General features: G+C 41.2%; 10 protein-coding genes. 8 read left to right on the plus strand and 2 right to left on the minus strand.

The genetic code is table 11. The features are described from left to right. Position 1: 1 nt before the first annotated feature. A complete protein-coding gene (locus tag ACS5PU_RS01540) occupies positions 2-3,091 on the minus strand; it encodes a SusC/RagA family TonB-linked outer membrane protein (RefSeq protein ID WP_439457502.1) in 3,090 nt (1,029 codons plus the stop codon). 197 nt (positions 3,092-3,288) lie between these two features. Between ACS5PU_RS01540 and ACS5PU_RS01545 the strand changes: the two genes are divergently transcribed. Together ACS5PU_RS01545 and ACS5PU_RS01550 are read left to right on the plus strand one after the other, a co-directional pair. Further along, the gene (locus ACS5PU_RS01545) at positions 3,289-3,474 is read left to right on the plus strand and encodes a CsbD family protein (RefSeq protein WP_025145117.1); all 186 of its coding nucleotides are present in this window, start codon (positions 3,289-3,291) and stop codon (positions 3,472-3,474) included. A gap of 64 nt (positions 3,475-3,538) precedes the next feature. Beyond that, entirely contained in the window at positions 3,539-4,588 is a 1,050-nt protein-coding gene (locus tag ACS5PU_RS01550; protein ID WP_439457503.1) for a glycoside hydrolase family 130 protein, read from the plus strand. Between the two features lie 483 nt (positions 4,589-5,071). Here ACS5PU_RS01550 and ACS5PU_RS01555 read toward each other — a convergent pair whose 3' ends face one another. Continuing rightward, positions 5,072-8,005, minus strand: a complete 2,934-nt coding sequence (locus ACS5PU_RS01555; RefSeq protein WP_439457504.1) for a M16 family metallopeptidase — start codon at positions 8,003-8,005, stop codon at positions 5,072-5,074. Between the two features lie 223 nt (positions 8,006-8,228). Between ACS5PU_RS01555 and surE the strand changes: the two genes are divergently transcribed. The 6 genes from surE to ACS5PU_RS01585 all read left to right on the plus strand — a co-directional run bounded on the left by surE (position 8,229) and on the right by ACS5PU_RS01585 (position 16,823). Beyond that, positions 8,229-9,074, plus strand: a complete 846-nt coding sequence (gene surE, locus ACS5PU_RS01560) for a 5'/3'-nucleotidase SurE (RefSeq protein ID WP_439457505.1) — start codon at positions 8,229-8,231, stop codon at positions 9,072-9,074. A 9-nt stretch (positions 9,075-9,083) separates the two neighbouring features. Then, positions 9,084-9,356: a stationary phase survival protein SurE gene (locus ACS5PU_RS01565; RefSeq protein WP_439457506.1), complete on the plus strand. Its 273-nt coding sequence runs from the start codon at positions 9,084-9,086 to the stop codon at positions 9,354-9,356. Positions 9,357-9,514: 158 nt separating this feature from the next. Continuing rightward, a complete protein-coding gene (lpxB, locus tag ACS5PU_RS01570) occupies positions 9,515-10,618 on the plus strand; it encodes a lipid-A-disaccharide synthase (protein ID WP_439457507.1) in 1,104 nt (367 codons plus the stop codon). A gap of 190 nt (positions 10,619-10,808) precedes the next feature. Beyond that, positions 10,809-13,955, plus strand: a complete 3,147-nt coding sequence (locus ACS5PU_RS01575; RefSeq protein WP_439457508.1) for a SusC/RagA family TonB-linked outer membrane protein — start codon at positions 10,809-10,811, stop codon at positions 13,953-13,955. An 11-nt stretch (positions 13,956-13,966) separates the two neighbouring features. Continuing rightward, positions 13,967-15,622 carry a RagB/SusD family nutrient uptake outer membrane protein gene (locus ACS5PU_RS01580; RefSeq protein ID WP_439457509.1) on the plus strand — a complete coding sequence of 552 codons (1,656 nt, stop codon included), beginning with the start codon at positions 13,967-13,969 and terminating at the stop codon, positions 15,620-15,622. Between the two features lie 196 nt (positions 15,623-15,818). Next, the gene (locus ACS5PU_RS01585) at positions 15,819-16,823 is read left to right on the plus strand and encodes a LacI family DNA-binding transcriptional regulator (protein WP_439457510.1); all 1,005 of its coding nucleotides are present in this window, start codon (positions 15,819-15,821) and stop codon (positions 16,821-16,823) included. Positions 16,824-16,937 lie beyond the last annotated feature (114 nt).

Here is a 16,937-nt window from a genome sequence, read left to right on the forward strand (position 1 = left end):
ATTATAGGCCAATGTTTATACCAAATGAAATTGTACGTGGTTGCGGAGCCGAATAAAAATCTACCCCCTGGTTAATATTGGTCGATTGGTAATCGGCATTTACTTCAGGGTCCCAGCCTTTGTAACCGGTAATGGTCAGTAAATTTAAACCAGTTGCATATACCCTTAACTTGCTCAGTTTAATTTTTGTAAGTACCGAAGCAGGGAAGGTATATCCAAGCGTTACGGTTTTTAAACGAACGTACGAACCATCAGATAAATAGCGGGTAGAATTGCCTACCCCATTGCCATAAAATAGGCGTGGTTCGGGCACGGAGGTAACATCTCCGGGTTTATCCCAATAGCTCATCTGGTCTGCAGTTTGGTTATCGTAGCCGTTTGATGCATTTGCGCTCATGTACTGCCCGCCGGCATTAAAAATCTTGTTCCCCTTAACGCCCTGAAAAAATATGCCCAGATCAAAATTTTGGAAAGAGAGGGTATTGTTAAACCCAAATGTATATTTTGGATTAGGGTTTCCGGCAAATATTCTTTGTGCTTTGTTAATGTCAGTAGTTACCGATCTATCCACATTTCCTGAAGCATCGGTGGTATTTAAAAAATACAGGGCATCGCCATTGGCCGGATTTACACCTGCGTATTCTGGCAGGTAGAAAACACCGATCGGCTGACCTGAAATGGCCGCGTTTATTTCGTTGCCATTTAAAACCTGACCGCCTAAATTGGTAATTTTATTGTTGTTAATGGCTGCTGTTATGGCTGTTGACCATTTGAAAGCACCCACCAGGTTTTCGGTATTGATACCAAGCTCAAAGCCGGTATTTTTTAACGCACCTAAATTTTGTGTTTTGGTAGAGAAACCAGTGGTTTGTGGTACAGGTACATCCAAAAGCAGGTCGGTAGTGTTTTTACGGTAAAAATCGAAAACCCCGGTAATTCTATTCTTTAAAATACCAAAGTCTAAGCCAATGTCGAGCTGTTTGGTTTTTTCCCAGGTTAAATCTGGGTTGGCAATCCGCGATGGAATCTGCCCCGGCAGGCCACCATAAGCACCTGTGCCGCTAAATAGGCCACGTGCAGAGTAGTTTCCGATTTCGGCATTACCGGTTAAACCATAACTGGCCCTTACTTTTAGCAAACTAATGGTTTCACTCTGTTTCAAAAAATCTTCTTCAGAGGCAATCCAGGCCAACGATCCGGCAGGGAAGTAACCATATCTATGATTTGCACCGAAACGGGAAGAGCCATCAGCACGCACACTGAATCCGATTAAATAACGGTCGTTATATTTATAATTTGCCCTAAAGAAATAGGATAGAAAGCTAAATGCGCCCTCGTTACTGGTGGCAATAACCTTTGTGGCTGCCGATCCCAGTTTGATGTAAGAATCGCTCGGAAAATCCTGACCTTCGATGGTGCTGTATTTCGTTGTTGATTTTTGATAACTGGTACCCAAAATGGCATCAAAGCTACTTTTGCCGATGGTGGTGTTGTAGCTGAAAAAGTTGTTCGTATTGGTGTTAATTACAAAAGTCGAAATATTTTGCCCGTCACCATTTGAAGTGCCCGTATTTCTGAATGTTAAAGAACCGTAATAGCTTTCTTCATTCTGGTTCAGGTTATCAATAGAAAAATCGGTGCTGAATTTTAGCCCTTTCGCCAGGTTGATATTGGCAAAGGCCTTACCGATTGTTCTGTACACGGTAGCCTTGTAAAAAGCATTTTCAATACCGATAAATGGGTTATAATATACAGGGTAGTTTGATGCTGCACCCGGTAGTGTTCCGCTGATCAAGCCAGATCTTGGGTCGATAAAAGGAGTAATCGGCGATAGCGCTACAGATTGCAGTGGACTTGAAAAGGCATTATCGTTTGATAAGCGGTTGTTGATGCTGTTCGAAAAATTAAGGTTAACGCCAACTTCTAAAAAATCGGTTACCTTATTGGTGAGGTTTAACCTGCCGCTGTATCTTTTGTAACTGTTGCCCACCAAAATCCCATCTTGATCTAAGGCCTGGCCACCGATATAGAATTTGGTTTTTTCGTTTCCGCCGGTCAAATTAAGGTCGTACTGTTGTGTAGCCGGGTTATCCTGAAAAGAAGCCGCCTCCCAGTTGGAGTTTACCTTATAGGTCTGGTAATCATTATTGCCTGCCGAATACCGGTTTAGCCTTGCCTCCACACTCGAACTGTAATCATCCAAGGCTTCCTGTAGGGTAGTATAGTCGCCATTTAAAAAATCCTGATTGGCTGCACCCTGTCCGGCACGGCGTAAAATTTTAACATACTGCTCTGCTGTTAAAAAATCCCTGTGGTTAGATGGCGAACTGATTCCGCCCAATGCATTAAACTGAATGAGTGTTTTGCCTACCTTGCCCTGTTTGGTGGTAATGAGCACCACACCGTTTGATGCCCTTGCACCATAAATTGCAGAGGCCGAGGCATCTTTTAAAACCTCGATAGATTCGATATCATTGGTGTTTAAATCGGCTAAAGCGCTGGTTGGCGCGGTTGTGCTCGAAAAATCTCCTGAGGTAATCGGGATACCATCTACGATATAAAGTGGTTCGCTACCGGCAGTTACCGATGCAGCGCCCCTTACCCGTACCGTAATGCCCTGCCCAAGTTTTCCATTCTGGGCCGCAATTTGTACACCAGCAGCTTTTCCCTGTAAGGCCTGTTCAAAGGTGGTTACGGGCAGGTTTTCTAAATCTTTCGATTTCACCGAGGCTACCGATCCCGTAACATCGCGCTTAATCTGCGTGCCGTAACCTACTACCACTACATCAGATAATGTGGTATTTTCTTCCTCCAGACTTACATTTATATTTTGTCCGGTAATGGCCACCTCTTTTGTTTTGTAACCGATAAAGCTAAAGACAAGGATTTTTGCATCATCGGCAACACTGAGTTTAAAAGCCCCGGTAACATCACTTTGTGTACCGTTAGCTGGAGCGCCTTTTACGTATACGCTAACCCCGGGAATTGGTCCGGAGTTCGACGTAACTTTTCCGGTAATGACCCTGCCCTGTGCGAAAGCAAATGAAATTAATCCGAAAGACAAAATCATACTTAAGAGTAGTTTTTTCATCAATTGTTTAGTTTAGTTAATAATGTTTGATTTTTGTAGGAATGTATTTTCAATATACTAAAAAAGAAGCGTAAAACCTTGAGGAATAACGTTAAATATGAGTGTTGTTTGGTTTTAAGCCTATAGATCGAAACAAAAAGGCGCGGTAAAATGTTATTAAGATTAAAAAGTATATCATTTATAAAAAAAATACGAGCATGGATAAGTTAGAATTAAAAGGAAAGTGGAATGAAATAAAAGGTAAGGTTAAACAGGCCTATGCCGATTTAACAGATGATGATTTAAAGCACGAAGAGGGGCAGGACGATGAATTGCTGGGTAAACTGCAGCAAAAAACCGGAAAAGGGAGAGAAGAGCTTGTAAAATGGATCAACTCATTATAATTTCAATCCTATAATTAAAACAGGCATCCACATTTGGGTGCCTGTTTGCTTTTAAGCCTTTGCTATGCGCGATATTGCACAACGTTTTAGTCAAAATCCGATACTTTCTCCTATGGATTTAAAACCCAGCAGGGAAGGTTTGGTTATTGTTTGTTTGCTTAATCCAGGTGTCTTTACTTTCGATGGCAAAACCTGGCTGCTCATCCGTGTAGCCGAGCGGCCCGAACAGCGGCAAGGCACCATCTCTTTTCCCGTGCTGAAAAATGGAGGGATAGATATTGTCGAAATTGATGGGCAGCACCCCGAATTAGATGCAAGCGACCCAAGGGTAATCAATTACAAAGGTGCCGATTATTTAACTACGCTATCTCATTTAAGATTGGTTTGCAGCGATGATGGTGTAAATTTTTATCAGCCCGCAGGATATCCCTTGCTACAGGGTGAAGGCGAAGATGAGGTTTTTGGGATTGAAGATTGCCGTGTTTCGCTGATTGATGAAACCTATTATTTAACTTTTACCGCTGTTTCTGAACACGGGGTTGGTGTGGGGATGCGTACCACAAAAGATTGGATCAATTTTCAGCACCATGGAATGATTATTCCACCGCACAATAAAGACTGCGCCCTGTTTGAAGAACGTATTAACGGAAAGTTTTACGCTTTGCACCGCCCCAGCAGCGTAGCTCTGGGTGGCAATTACATTTGGCTGGCCGAATCGCCAGATGGTATACATTGGGGCAAACATAAATGTATAGTTAAAACCAGGGCCAGTTTTTGGGATAGTGCACGGGTTGGTGCGGGTGCAGCACCCATCAAAACCTCGGCTGGCTGGCTCGAAATATACCATGGCGCAAATGATAAGCATCAATATTGTTTAGGTGCTTTTTTAATGGATTTAAACGACCCTTCGAAAGTATTGGCGCGCACAACAGACCCCATTATGGTGCCCACAGCAGATTATGAACTACATGGTTTCTTTGGCGAAGTGGTATTTACCAACGGGCATGTGCTTAATGGCGACGAATTAACCATTTACTATGGCGCGGCCGATGAATTTGTATGCGGAGCGAAGTTTTCGGTGGAAGAGATTTTAGGGAAATTGAAATATAACTAGCTTTTTTTTGCCACGGAAGCACGGATTAACACGGAATGTATTGTTTAGCTTTTTACCACAAACGCACCAAGGCACAAAGATTGTTTTTTAAGTCTGCATACCAATAACAAACTCCAGTTTTCATTTGGCCGTTTTCAATAAACTAATTGCCAATGAACTAATAAACTTTTTAGCCACAGATGCACAGATTAACACGGAACGTGTTGTTTTAGCTTTTATCACTAAGGTACGAAGACATCAAATTGTTTTTACGCGCGGAATACCAATAACTAACTCTAGTTAACAGTTTCCAGTTGACAGTTTTCAATGAACTAATGACTAATGAACTAATGACTAATGAACTAATGACCAATGAACTAATGACGAATGACCAATGAACCAATGAACAAAAAAAGCGATCCCCATTTCTGGGAACCGCTCATATTTTAATTTTTGGGCGTTGGGTTTTACCTTTAACCCTCTACCTTCTTACCTTCAACCTTTCTAGTATCCAAAAATCTGCTCCAGGCTTAATTTTGTTACCGGCCCAAATTTTGCTAAATCGGCCATGTTGATTTTCTTTTCAGAAGCCACGATACAATAGCTGTAAGGTTTGCCCGAAAGATTAGTCTGGTGGAATGATTTTACATCATTAAAGGTTAACGGTTTTAAGTTGGCATATTCATCAACCCTCGAATCGTGATCGAAACCTAATTTTTTATCGGCCAGGTAGGTGTAGATAATTCCGTCTTTAGTGATACGGCTGGTTTCTAAGCCATTTAATGAGTTTGTTTTCGATAAAGCGAATGATTTATCCGACTCCGGTAAAGTGGTTAACAATTCATTCATACCCGCAACAGCCTCATTCATTTTATCTGCCTGTGTACCCACGTAAGCAATAATGGTGTTTTCTTTGTCTTTGCTGTTTGGCGAAGAATATACCGCGAAAGTAGAATAAGCCAAAGCTTTAGATTCGCGGATGGTTTGGAATACAACCGAGCCCATACCACCACCAAAGTAGTTGTTAAATAAGGCTATTTTGGCTGCATTGGCCGGATCGTACAATCCGCCGTTGCGTACCCAACGGATTTCTGCCTGCACCATATCGTAATCGGCAAAGTAAACTTTGTTCGAATCGGTTTTGGTGTACACAAATTTCTTGATCGGCGCAGCATCGTTAAATTCTTTTGCCAAAGGATGAGCTTTTACAATATCTGCAGAAAATGCAGCCAATGTTTTAGGCCCGTAATAAGTAATGGTGTGTTTGTAATTGGTAAGATTGTGCAGGATATAAATCAGATCGGCCGATTTCATATTCTTGATCTCATCATTGGTTAATCCGTAGTTGAAAGGGTTATCTGCACCATATTGTGCATAGCTCATTAAACCACCAAGGATTGACGATTTGTTCAGTTTCGCATTTTCTCTCGATTTTAACAAACGGCCCTTTAAATCTTCTAAAGCTTTTTCGTTTGGCTTGCAATGCGCTAAAACATCTTCAACCAAAGCAACGGCTTTATCAAAGTTTTCCTGTAAACCACTAATCGATACGGTAGTTACATCAGTACCCACATTAATGTTGTAGCTACAGGCAATGTTGTAAAATGCCTTGCTGATATCTTCTGCCGAATATTTATCCGTGCTTAAGAAAGCCAGATACTGGGTAGCATAAGGCAATAGTTTGTAGTTGTAAGAACCCATATCAAAACGGTAGCCCATGCGGAAAATGCCGTTTTCGGTGTTTTGAACCGAGATTACATCTGCAATACCTGCTTTACCGAAATTAAGATCTTTGGTATAATCTAAAAATTTAGGGGCGATAGGTTTTACCGGGGCAGCAATAATATTTTTTGTGAAGGGAGAAACCTCGTTAACATTGGTTTTTACAGCTGTAATGGTTGGTTTTTCTACCTTGATAATGCTTTTGTCTTCACCTTTATGTTTTAAGATAACAGCATAATTGTTGATGAAAAATTTATTGGCAAAATCTACAATTTCCTTTTTGGTTACTTTGGCCATCGCATCCGTTGAGGCTAAGGTTTTATCCCATTCGGTACCACGGTTTTGAATAAAAGCATTCATGGTAGCATCTGCACGAACATCATTGTTATCGAAACTTTGCAGTTCTGCCAATTTAATGTTGGCCACGGTAGCTTTGATTAAACTTTCGTCGAATTCGCCTTTTTTAAGCAGTTCTACCTGCTCTAACAATAATTTCTGTGCATCTTCTAAACTTTGTCCAGCTTTTGGCGAACCCGATAGAATAAAGATTCCATAATCTTTCATCGAGTTGTAACCTGCACCAGCCCTAAGCATTTTTTGTTGCTTATTGATGTTGATATCCATTAAGCCCGCTTTACCGTTTGATAAAATGCTGCCGATTAAATCGAGCAATAAGCTTTGGTGGGTATTTTGTGCAAAACCTCTATAAGCAACATATAAATTTTCGGCACTTGGACCATAAATATCAACCGTTTGGATCTGTGTTAAAGGTTTTTCGGGAGCTGGGTTGTAAAGCGACAGTGGTTTTGGTGCCATGTAGGCAAAATCCTTGTCAATTTTCTTGATTAAATCATCGTAATTAATATCGCCCGACATAATTAAGGCCATATTATTTGGCACATAATATTTGTTGTAATATTTTCTGATTTCGATTAACGATGGGTTTTTTAAATGCTCAATGGTACCAATGGTGGTTTGTTGCCCGTAGTTATGTGTTGGGAAAAGCGCATAAAGCATTTTTTCGTACATTTTACGGCCATCGTTATCCATACCGATGTTTTTTTCTTCGTATACCGCTTCTAACTCGGTGTGGAAAATACGGAAAACCGGTGCACGGAAACGCTCGGCCTGTACCGCTAAAAACTTATCGATTGCATTTGATGGAAGGTCTTCTTCATAAACCGTTTCTTCTACCGAAGTATGGGCATTGGTGGAGCCGCTTCCGATAGATTTCATCATTTTATCGTACTCATTCGCAATCGAGTAGTTTGAAGCCTCGCCCGAGGTTTTATCAATTTCCTTGTAAATTTCTTTACGCTTGGCCGGATCTGTCGTTTTGTTGTAAACCTCGTAAAGCGATTCAATTTTATCTAAAAGCGGTTTTTCTTTGGCATAGTTTAACGTTCCGAACTTATCCGTTCCCTTAAATAAAAGGTGCTCTAAATAGTGGGCCAAACCCGTATTGGTTCTTGGATCGGTATTACTTCCGGCCCTTACCGCCATTTTGTAAGTAATGTTTGGCTCTTTGTTGTTTTGAGATAAAATTACGGTTAAACCGTTCTTTAAAGTGTAAAAACGGGTTTTGGTAGGGTCGTTGGTTACGTATTTGTACGTATAACCGCCCGATGTTCCGGTTTTCCATTGGTAGGCCGTCTGTGCTTTCGCAATAGCACCTGTAATCAGAAAACAAGCCAAAGTAAATAGTTTGAATTTCATTGAATTGGTTTTGGTTTATGATAATGAGCTTGTGTTTGGCAGCTATTGGTTGTGCCAAATACAGCATTCATCTTTAATAAGTTATTTATTCAAATATATATCCTTTCTGTTACGTTATGAAATACTTTTTAATTTCAGAACTAAAAACGTAGGAATAAATGATTTTTGCACATAAATGCCTGTTTATTGTGCCTTAAATTTTATAATCTGTATTTTTACCGGCATGACAAAGCAGGGCACAAAACCAAATATTTTAGTTGTAAACGATGATGGTATTACAGCAACAGGTATAAAAAATTTGATGGAAGTAATGCAGGAGCTGGGCAATGTGGTAGTAGTTGCACCAGATAGTCCTCAAAGTGGGATGGGGCATGCCATTACCATAGGTAAACCTATCCGTTTTGATAAAGTAACACTTTACGAAGGGGTAGAAATGTATAAATGCAGCGGTACACCGGTAGATTGTGTAAAAATTGCGGTAAACAAAATTTTTAAAGGCAAGAAACCCGATTTATGCGTTTCGGGCATTAACCACGGCTTAAATAACTCAATTAACGTACTGTATTCGGGCACCATGTCTGCCGCGGTAGAAGGGGCAATCGAGAAAATCCCATCTATTGGTTTTTCTTTGGATGATTTTGCAGCCGACGCCGATTTTAGTCATACCAAAAAATACATCAAAAATATCTGCGAAGAGGTTTTAGCAAATGGCCTACCAGAGGGCACCCTGTTGAATGTGAATTTCCCAAATGGAAGCGATTTAAAAGGGGTAAAAGTTTGCCGCCAGGCCAATGCCAAGTGGATGGAAGAATTTGAAGAGCGTACCGATCCTTACAAACGCCCATATTATTGGTTAACAGGTGTTTTCGAGAATTTTGATAAAGGAGAAGATACAGATGTTTGGGCATTGGAAAACGGTTACGTATCGATAGTTCCGGTTCAGTTCGATTTAACTGCGCACCACGCCATACAAGTCTTAAACAGTTGGAATTTTATTGGTGCCAAGGCCTCAAAAGCTGAAAGTGTTGGTACAAAGGTTTCGGCGCCAGATGGCATTAATTTAGGTTAAGCAGGCACCATGAACGATCGGTTAAAAAGATTGGACAATTCGGTGTGGGTTGGCCTGGGTATCGGTTTACTGGTGCCGATAATTTTATGTGCACTGGCCTGGTACATTATCCACCATGTAGCTTCTTTAGCCAAAGCCGATCTGCTGTACATTGGTGGCATTGCGGTAAACGCCTATACCATGCAGTACTTTTTTAAATACAATAAGGAAAATATCGGAAGAGGCATATTGGCTGCAACATTTTTATGTGCCTTTGTGTTTTTTGCCTATAAAGTATTTTAATAAAAAACTGGCGTCATTGCGCACTGAAGAAGAGGGATTGTGAGTGGGCCTGAAGCAATCTTTCCTGAATAAAGAAAGATTAAGGAATAAACTAATAGCATAAAAGATTGCTTCGTCGTGCCTCCTCGCAATGACGATTTTGTTATAATATAAAAAATATGAAATACTACCTCGTAGCCGGAGAAGCCTCAGGCGATCTGCATGGCGCCAACCTCATGAAAGCTTTAAAAGCTGAAGATAGCGCTGCTGTATTCCGGTATTTTGGTGGCGATAAAATGGCTGCCGAAGGTGGCGAACTGGTAAAACACTATGCCGATATGGCATTTATGGGCTTTACCGAGGTAGTTTTAAATTTAAGGACAATTTTTAGGAACCTTAAAGCCTGTAAAGAAGATATTTTAAACTGGAAACCGGATGTACTGATCTTGATCGATTTTCCGGGCTTTAACCTTAAAATTGCTGAATTTGCAAAAGCCCATGGCATAAAGGTTTGTTATTACATTTCGCCTAAAGTTTGGGCCTGGAACCAGAAAAGGGTATTAAAAATAAAAAAGGTTGTAGACCATATGTTCTGCATTTTGCCTTTTGAGGTAGATTTTTACCGCACATGGGGTATGCATGTAGATTATGTGGGCAACCCGTTGTTGGATGAAATTGCCCAGTTTATCCCCGATACCGCTTTCCGCCAGAAAAACCAGCTGGGCAATCAAAAAATTATTGCCTTATTGCCTGGAAGCCGTAAACAGGAAATAGAACGCCTACTTCCCGTAATGTTAAGCGTGGTAGAAAACCATGCCGATTACCTTTTTGCCATTGCTGCAGCACCAACTTTTACTGCCGAATACTATCAACAGTTTATTGGTAACAAAAATGTTGTACTACTGTTTAACAATACCTATAATTTATTGCACCATGCCCATGCTGCAATTGTAGCATCTGGTACGGCCACACTAGAAACCGCCCTATTTAGGGTTCCGCAGGTGGTGGTGTATAAAGGTGGTGCCCTATCAATTGCCATTGCCCGGATATTGGTCAAAATCAAGTTCATTTCTTTGGTCAATCTCATTGTAGATCAAAAGATTGTAACTGAATTAATCCAGGAAGATTGTAATCCACAAACGGTCGATCAGGAGCTTTCTTTGATACTCGAAGGTACAGGCAGAAGCGAAATGCTGAACCATTACGAAGCGCTGTTGGCACGCATGGGGAAACCCGGTGCTTCGGCTAAAACCGCTGTATTAATCCGCACATATTTACAGTAAATTTCTTTCATTGGCATCGTAACATTCAGGCGTGTTTTCACTTTTTATAAAACAAATGTCTGTTTATGGCGTTACTAAATCGTTTTGCGTAAATCCTATTCGTCTATAATTAATTCCGGCGTTCTCATTAATTAAGTACATAGGTTAGCCGCATTGCGTAACTAATTATAAACTAAACTAGTGAGTGCCAATGAAAAACATTTTACTAAGGATGTCGGGTTTCCTATGCCTCATCCTTCTTTCAAGCCCCCAGTTGTTTGCAAAAATTACGAGCGAAAAAAAGAATTTCAACCGCTTTTATTTTCAGCAGGACACAACTAAAAAACAAGAAACAACAAAGAAAAATCCGGTAAAGACTGCAGATTCGGTAAAGGCTCCGGTAAACCCTTTGGGTGGCGCCAGTCCGGTGCCGGCCACTGCACCGGCCAGCCCTGCACAAACCTCGGCAGCACAGAAAACAATTACAGGAACTGTTGTTGATGAGAAAAAAATCGGCATGCCCGGTGTTGGTATCAAAATACAGGGAAAAACCGGCGGCAGTGTAACGCAGGAAAACGGTAAGTTCAGCATTAATGTAACAGCACCAACCGATATATTGGTTTTTAGTTATATCGGTTATCAAACCAAATCCATACCGGCGGGCAATGGCGCAACGCCTTTGGTTGTAAGCCTGGTGCCATCCGAATCTCAAAAACTCGATGAAGTGGTAGTGGTAGGTTATGGTACCTTAAAAACCAAAGAAGTTACCTCATCTGTAGCACACGTAGATACTGCCCAGTTTAGGCAGGGAGGAGCACGTAATGCCCTGGATTTAATTCAGGGTAAGGTTGCAGGTTTAAACATTACCCGTGCCAGTAGCTCCAATCCCAATTCGGGGCCAAGTGTGCAGTTGCGTGGTGTGGTATCGGTTACCGGAAGTGCAAGTCCGCTTTTTGTAATTGATGGGATTCCGGGCGGTAACCCCGATCTGCTTACGCAGGATGATATTTTATCGGTAGATGTTTTAAAAGATGGGTCTGGTGCCGCCATTTATGGTACAAGTGCCAATGCCGGGGTAATTTTAATTACCACCAAAAAAGGAAAACCGGGTGCGCCAACTTTTAATTATTCGGGCTACATCAGAAAAGAATATGTTCAGAACCGCCTCGATTTCTTAACCGCTGATGAATTTAGGTCAAAAATTGCCTCCGGACAGATTGATGCGATAGACAGGGGAGGGAACAATGATCTGTACGATCTGTTGGTTAACCATGGCAACTTTTCGCAGAACCATAACCTTGCACTATCAGGCGGTACCGATAAAACCAGTTATAGGGCCAGTATCAATTACCGCGATTTGCAGGGTATTGCCAAAGAAAACGGCCGCAAGGAGTACACTTTAAGGTTAAATGTAAATCAGAAAGGATTAAACGATAAGCTTAACGTACAGCTTAACCTGGCCACCAACTTTAACAATGCCAATTTGCTTGGCGGAGGCGGTTGGGAAGAAGAAGCCGGTAAAAATCCAACTACGCAGATATATAACTCAAACGGAACCTATTATTTCGATAACCAGAGCACCAATCAGTACGCCCGCTTGTTTCAGGAAACCAATTACAGGAAACAGCAAACGTCTAGTGCCGATGTAAAAGCTGATCTGGATATTGTGAAAGGATTAAAAGCATCAGTATTCGGTTCGGTTCAGCGGAACAGTTATATTGATGGCGGTTATGCAGTATTGGAGAGTGAAAACTCGGTAGAGAACAGCGATTTCCCTAACGGTGGTTATGCGTTTAAAAGCAATTTCCTATCTCAGGCCTTCGCCTTAGAGCCAACCTTGGCCTACAATACCGTTATTGATAAGCACTCTATTTCTGCAGTGGGTGGTTACAGTTACCGTTATTACATAGAAGAAGGACAGGATGCCAACAATCGCGGTTTCTTAAACAACCAGTTTAACGAAGATAATTTAAATCAGGGCGAAGCTTTGAGTTTGGGTAAAGCCTCTATGGGGAGTTTTAAAAACGACAATACCCTGATTGCATTTTTTGCACGTGTAAATTATGCCTTTGATGGTAAATACCTTGCCCAGTTTATTTTGAGGAGAGAGGGTTCTTCAAGGTTTGGCGATAACAATAAGTGGGGAAGTTTCCCTGCAGTATCAGTTGGATGGAACATTAGCCAGGAGAAATTTATGGAAAACATAAAATGGGTTAATAGTTTAAAACTACGGGCAGGTTACGGGGTAACCGGTAACTCTGGCTTCGAAAACAATGCCTCAAGGGTGGTTTTAGGCACAGGGGGTAAATATTTATATCCTGATGGGATTTACCGCGAAACTTATGGCCCAACCAGAAACGCCAATCCATTTCTGAAATGGGAAAGCAAGCGCGAGCTGAACATCGGGGCAGATTTTACTTTGTTCAACAACAAGTTAACCGGTGCGTTGGATTTATTTAAAAGAACCACCAAAGATCTGTTAGATACCTATACAACACCTCAGCCTCCATACATCCAATCGAGTATTTTTGCCAATGTGGGTACCATTTCATCAAAAGGTATCGAGCTTGCATTGTCATATCAGGCCATCAAAAACAAGGATTTTACCTTCAGTATGGATTTTACGGGCAGTACCATTAAAAACAAGCTAGATTCTTACTCTAACGATATATACACCGTAAAGTATAAAACCTTTGGCGGCATTGGTGGCGCCGGCGATTTAGGAAATGCCATTACCACTTACGAGGGTGAAGATTTGGGCGTGTTTTGGGGCAAGCGCTTTGCCGGTTTCGATGCCAACGGAAAGTGGCTGTTTTTTAACCGCAATGGCCAGGCCGTGCGCAACGATCAGATCAACAACTCGAAAGATAAAAACCTGACCGATTTAGCACCCATTGGTAACGCTATCCCTAAATATTATGCCTCTTACACTGCAAACTTTAGCTACAAACAGTTCGATTTAAGGATCTTTTTAAGAGGTAAATTCGATTACCAGATCTTAAACACCACAGCTTTAACTTACGGTAACCCCTCTATAAAAGGAGCCAACTACCTCAGCGAAGCCTTTACCAAGTACAGTGCCATTAACGATACTTTTATGTACTCAGACTATTATCTGGAAGATGGAGCCAATGTTAAAATAGATGAAGTGACCATTGGCTATAATTTTAAACTGAAAAATAAACTTATCCGTAACCTAAGGGTGTATGCCACTGGGCAGAACCTGGCAACCATAACCGGTTATTCGGGCAACGATCCTGATTTTGTGCAGGATACAGGTTTAGGTCCGGGGGTTGATAACCGAAGTGCCTATCCAAGTACCCGCTCATTCCTTTTTGGTGTTAATGTTGGCTTTTAATTTAGACGATAATGAAAAACAAATCAATAATATATTCGGCATTGATCGCATTTGTAGGCATGACTAGCGCATGTACCAAATTGGATGAAAATGCTTACGACGTAATACCTGCAGATAAATTTTATACCAATAAGAACGAAGTTCTTTCTGCAGTTTTAAGGCCCTATACCCATGCCAATGCCTGGGTTACCCCATCGCAGCAAGATGGTTGGTGGCGTTTGGCAGAGTTATCTGCTGATCAGCTGGCCTGGCCTACAAAAGGTCCGCACGGCGAAGATGGGGGCAAGTGGAAAAGATTGCACTACCACACCTGGACGGTTGATGAAGGCGGGATCAATAACGCCTGGTCGCTAATGTACGGTGGTGTGGGCTATTGCAACGATCCGATTGCCAATATCAGCACCCGCGATATTTCTACCATGGGCATTACCCAGGAAGAGAAAAATGCTTACGTATCAGAGCTCAAGCTGCTCCGCGCATTCCACTTTTTGAAATTAATGGATCTTTTTGGCGGAGTACCATTGGCAACCGAACCTGCAGATCCGGCCAATCCTATTTACCCGGTAACCACAAGCCGCAAAGATGTTTTTGCCTTTGTAGAGAAAGAAATAAAAGATAACATCAACAATGTGCCTAAACTTTCGCGAGCCATGCTTGGCAGGATGAGCCAGGCCAGCGGATATGCCATGTTGGTAGAACTTTACCTCAATGCCGAAGTTTGGACAGGTACACCGCGCTGGGACGATTGTATTGCAGCTGCCGATAAGCTGATCAATAATGATGGTGGGGGCCAAAATGGAAACATGGCCTTAGATCCCAATATCAGCGATCAGTTCAAAAACACCAATGATCTTTCAAAAGAAGTAATTTTTTCAATTGCATACGATTATACCAGGGCCAAGTTCGAACCATCGTGGACAGGCGAGTTTTACCACTTTGCCCAGAAAGATATTTATGGCGGTGGCCGTAACGGTAACGACGGTATTGTTCTGGTACCAGGCGTTTACAGTACTTTCGAAACCGAAGATCTGCGTAAAACCAATTGGTTGCTTTTTGGTCCGCAGGTTAAATTTTCAGATGGCGTAACACCAGTGCAGGGCACGGTAGAATATTCGGGCAAGCCTTTGGTTTTTGTGGATAACATTCAGAAAAACAGTAAAAACTCTACCGTGAGCAATATGAGCGAAGGAGAGGAGAACAGTGGTGTGCGTTTTAACAAATACAAACTCGGTAACTCTTTGGCAGGTATTGTTAATGGCGTTAAGGTAGAAGCCGACCCGAATTACAACAACACCGATTGGAATGTATACCGTTTAACCTGGATTTATTTTGCCAAGGCAGAGGCGCTTATGCGTAAAAACGGTGGTGTGGCCACGCAGGAAGCTGTTGATCTGATCAATACCTGTAAAAAACGCGCGTACACCGATGCGGTTTGGGCATCGAAAGCTTATACCGTACAAAGTTTAACCCTTAACGAACTGCTTGCCGAACGTGGCAGGGAATTTATTTTTGAAGGCTTTAGAAGAGATGATCTGATCCGTTTCGGGAAATTTACAACTGCCAGCTGGTGGGATCATACCCCTTCGGCAACCACCAAAGCATTGTACCCAATTCCGCAGCAGCAGCGCGATCTTAACCCCAAGCTCAGTCAAAACCCGGGATATTAAATTTGATACAAAAGGCGCCTAACAAGCGCCTTTTGCCTTTTTTAAGAAATAATAGGTTTATTGGCGCCTTTGTTTAGCGTTTCTAAAACGATTAATATAAAAATTGTTAAATTGCGTTTTTATAATGGGCAAAAAATTAAAAGCTACAATTTTTATTTAGCTTTGAATCAATTTACTTAAAAGAACTTCCAACCAAATGAAATCGCTTTCTATCAAAGATATAGCTATAAAAGCAAACGTATCCATTACCACTGTTTCGTTTATAATTAATGGTAAAGCCAAAGAGAAATCGATTAGCGAGGCAGTAATAGAAAAGGTAAAGAAAATTATAGAAGAAAGCGGCTACAAACCCAATCAGATTGCCAGAAGCCTGCGTACCGGAAATTCAAATATTATCGGTTTAATCATCGAAGATATATCCAACTCATTTTTTTCGAGGATAGCCAGGTTAATAGAAGATAAGGCCTATAAAAAAGGTTACAAAATTATTTATTCCAGTACCGAAAACAGTATCGATAAAGCGAAAGAACTGATTAACATGTTCAAATCGCGTAAAGTAGATGCTTATATCATTTCGCCGGTAAAAGGCATAGAAGAAGATATTCAGATGCTTTTGGACGATGGAAACCCTGTAATCCTTTTCGATAGGAATTTACCGGGCCTAAACACCAGCTATGTTGGAGCCGATCACTTCGAAGCCTCATACCAGTCTATCAAAAACTTTATAGATGATGGCAAGAAGAACATTGCACTGGTTACTACCGATATCAATGTAGAACAGATTACCGAACGTTTTGAAGGCTACAAAAAAGCACTGGAAGATAATGGCATCAAATACGATGATAACCTGGTGTTAAAAATCCACTTCAATCAGGATGAAAGTGAAACCATTGCCCAGATCAAAGATCTTTTCCTCAATAAAAATATAGATGCCGTATTGTTTGCAACCAACTATTTGGCCATTAGCGGTTTAAAAGTGCTGAAACAGATCAACAAAAAGATCGGGAAAGATTTTGCTGTTATTGCCTACGATGACCACGAAGCTTTCGAACTGCACACCCCGGGTATTTCTACCGTACAGCAACCTTTAGAAGAAATTGCCGAAAACGTAATCAAACTTATCCTTAAACAGCTTTCATCTAAAACTAAATTAGAAAACCAGCAGGTTATTATCCCCGCAAAACTGATTATCAGGGATTAAATTTCTTAGTAACTTAAATATTACAAAAGCCTATTTTAATATGATTTTAATTTCTCTAATATTGAATTAGTAAAACGTTTTACTTTATTTAGGCTTTAGCAAACGAAAATCTAT

This window comes from Pedobacter sp. GSP4 (genome assembly GCF_051857575.1).
GTDB lineage: Bacteria > Bacteroidota > Bacteroidia > Sphingobacteriales > Sphingobacteriaceae > Pedobacter.

Bases quoted from the DNA above. Each gene is read 5' to 3' on its own strand.
- ACS5PU_RS01540 (WP_439457502.1), bottom strand. From the start codon at position 3,091: ATGAAAAAACTACTCTTAAGTATGATTTTGTCTTTCGGATTAATTTCA.
- ACS5PU_RS01575 (WP_439457508.1), top strand. From the start codon at position 10,809: ATGAAAAACATTTTACTAAGGATGTCGGGTTTCCTATGCCTCATCCTT.
- ACS5PU_RS01555 (WP_439457504.1), bottom strand. From the start codon at position 8,005: ATGAAATTCAAACTATTTACTTTGGCTTGTTTTCTGATTACAGGTGCT.
- lpxB (WP_439457507.1), top strand. From the start codon at position 9,515: ATGAAATACTACCTCGTAGCCGGAGAAGCCTCAGGCGATCTGCATGGC.
- ACS5PU_RS01565 (WP_439457506.1), top strand. From the start codon at position 9,084: ATGAACGATCGGTTAAAAAGATTGGACAATTCGGTGTGGGTTGGCCTG.
- ACS5PU_RS01585 (WP_439457510.1), top strand. From the start codon at position 15,819: ATGAAATCGCTTTCTATCAAAGATATAGCTATAAAAGCAAACGTATCC.
- ACS5PU_RS01550 (WP_439457503.1), top strand. From the start codon at position 3,539: ATGCGCGATATTGCACAACGTTTTAGTCAAAATCCGATACTTTCTCCT.
- ACS5PU_RS01545 (WP_025145117.1), top strand. From the start codon at position 3,289: ATGGATAAGTTAGAATTAAAAGGAAAGTGGAATGAAATAAAAGGTAAG.
- ACS5PU_RS01580 (WP_439457509.1), top strand. From the start codon at position 13,967: ATGAAAAACAAATCAATAATATATTCGGCATTGATCGCATTTGTAGGC.
- surE (WP_439457505.1), top strand. From the start codon at position 8,229: ATGACAAAGCAGGGCACAAAACCAAATATTTTAGTTGTAAACGATGAT.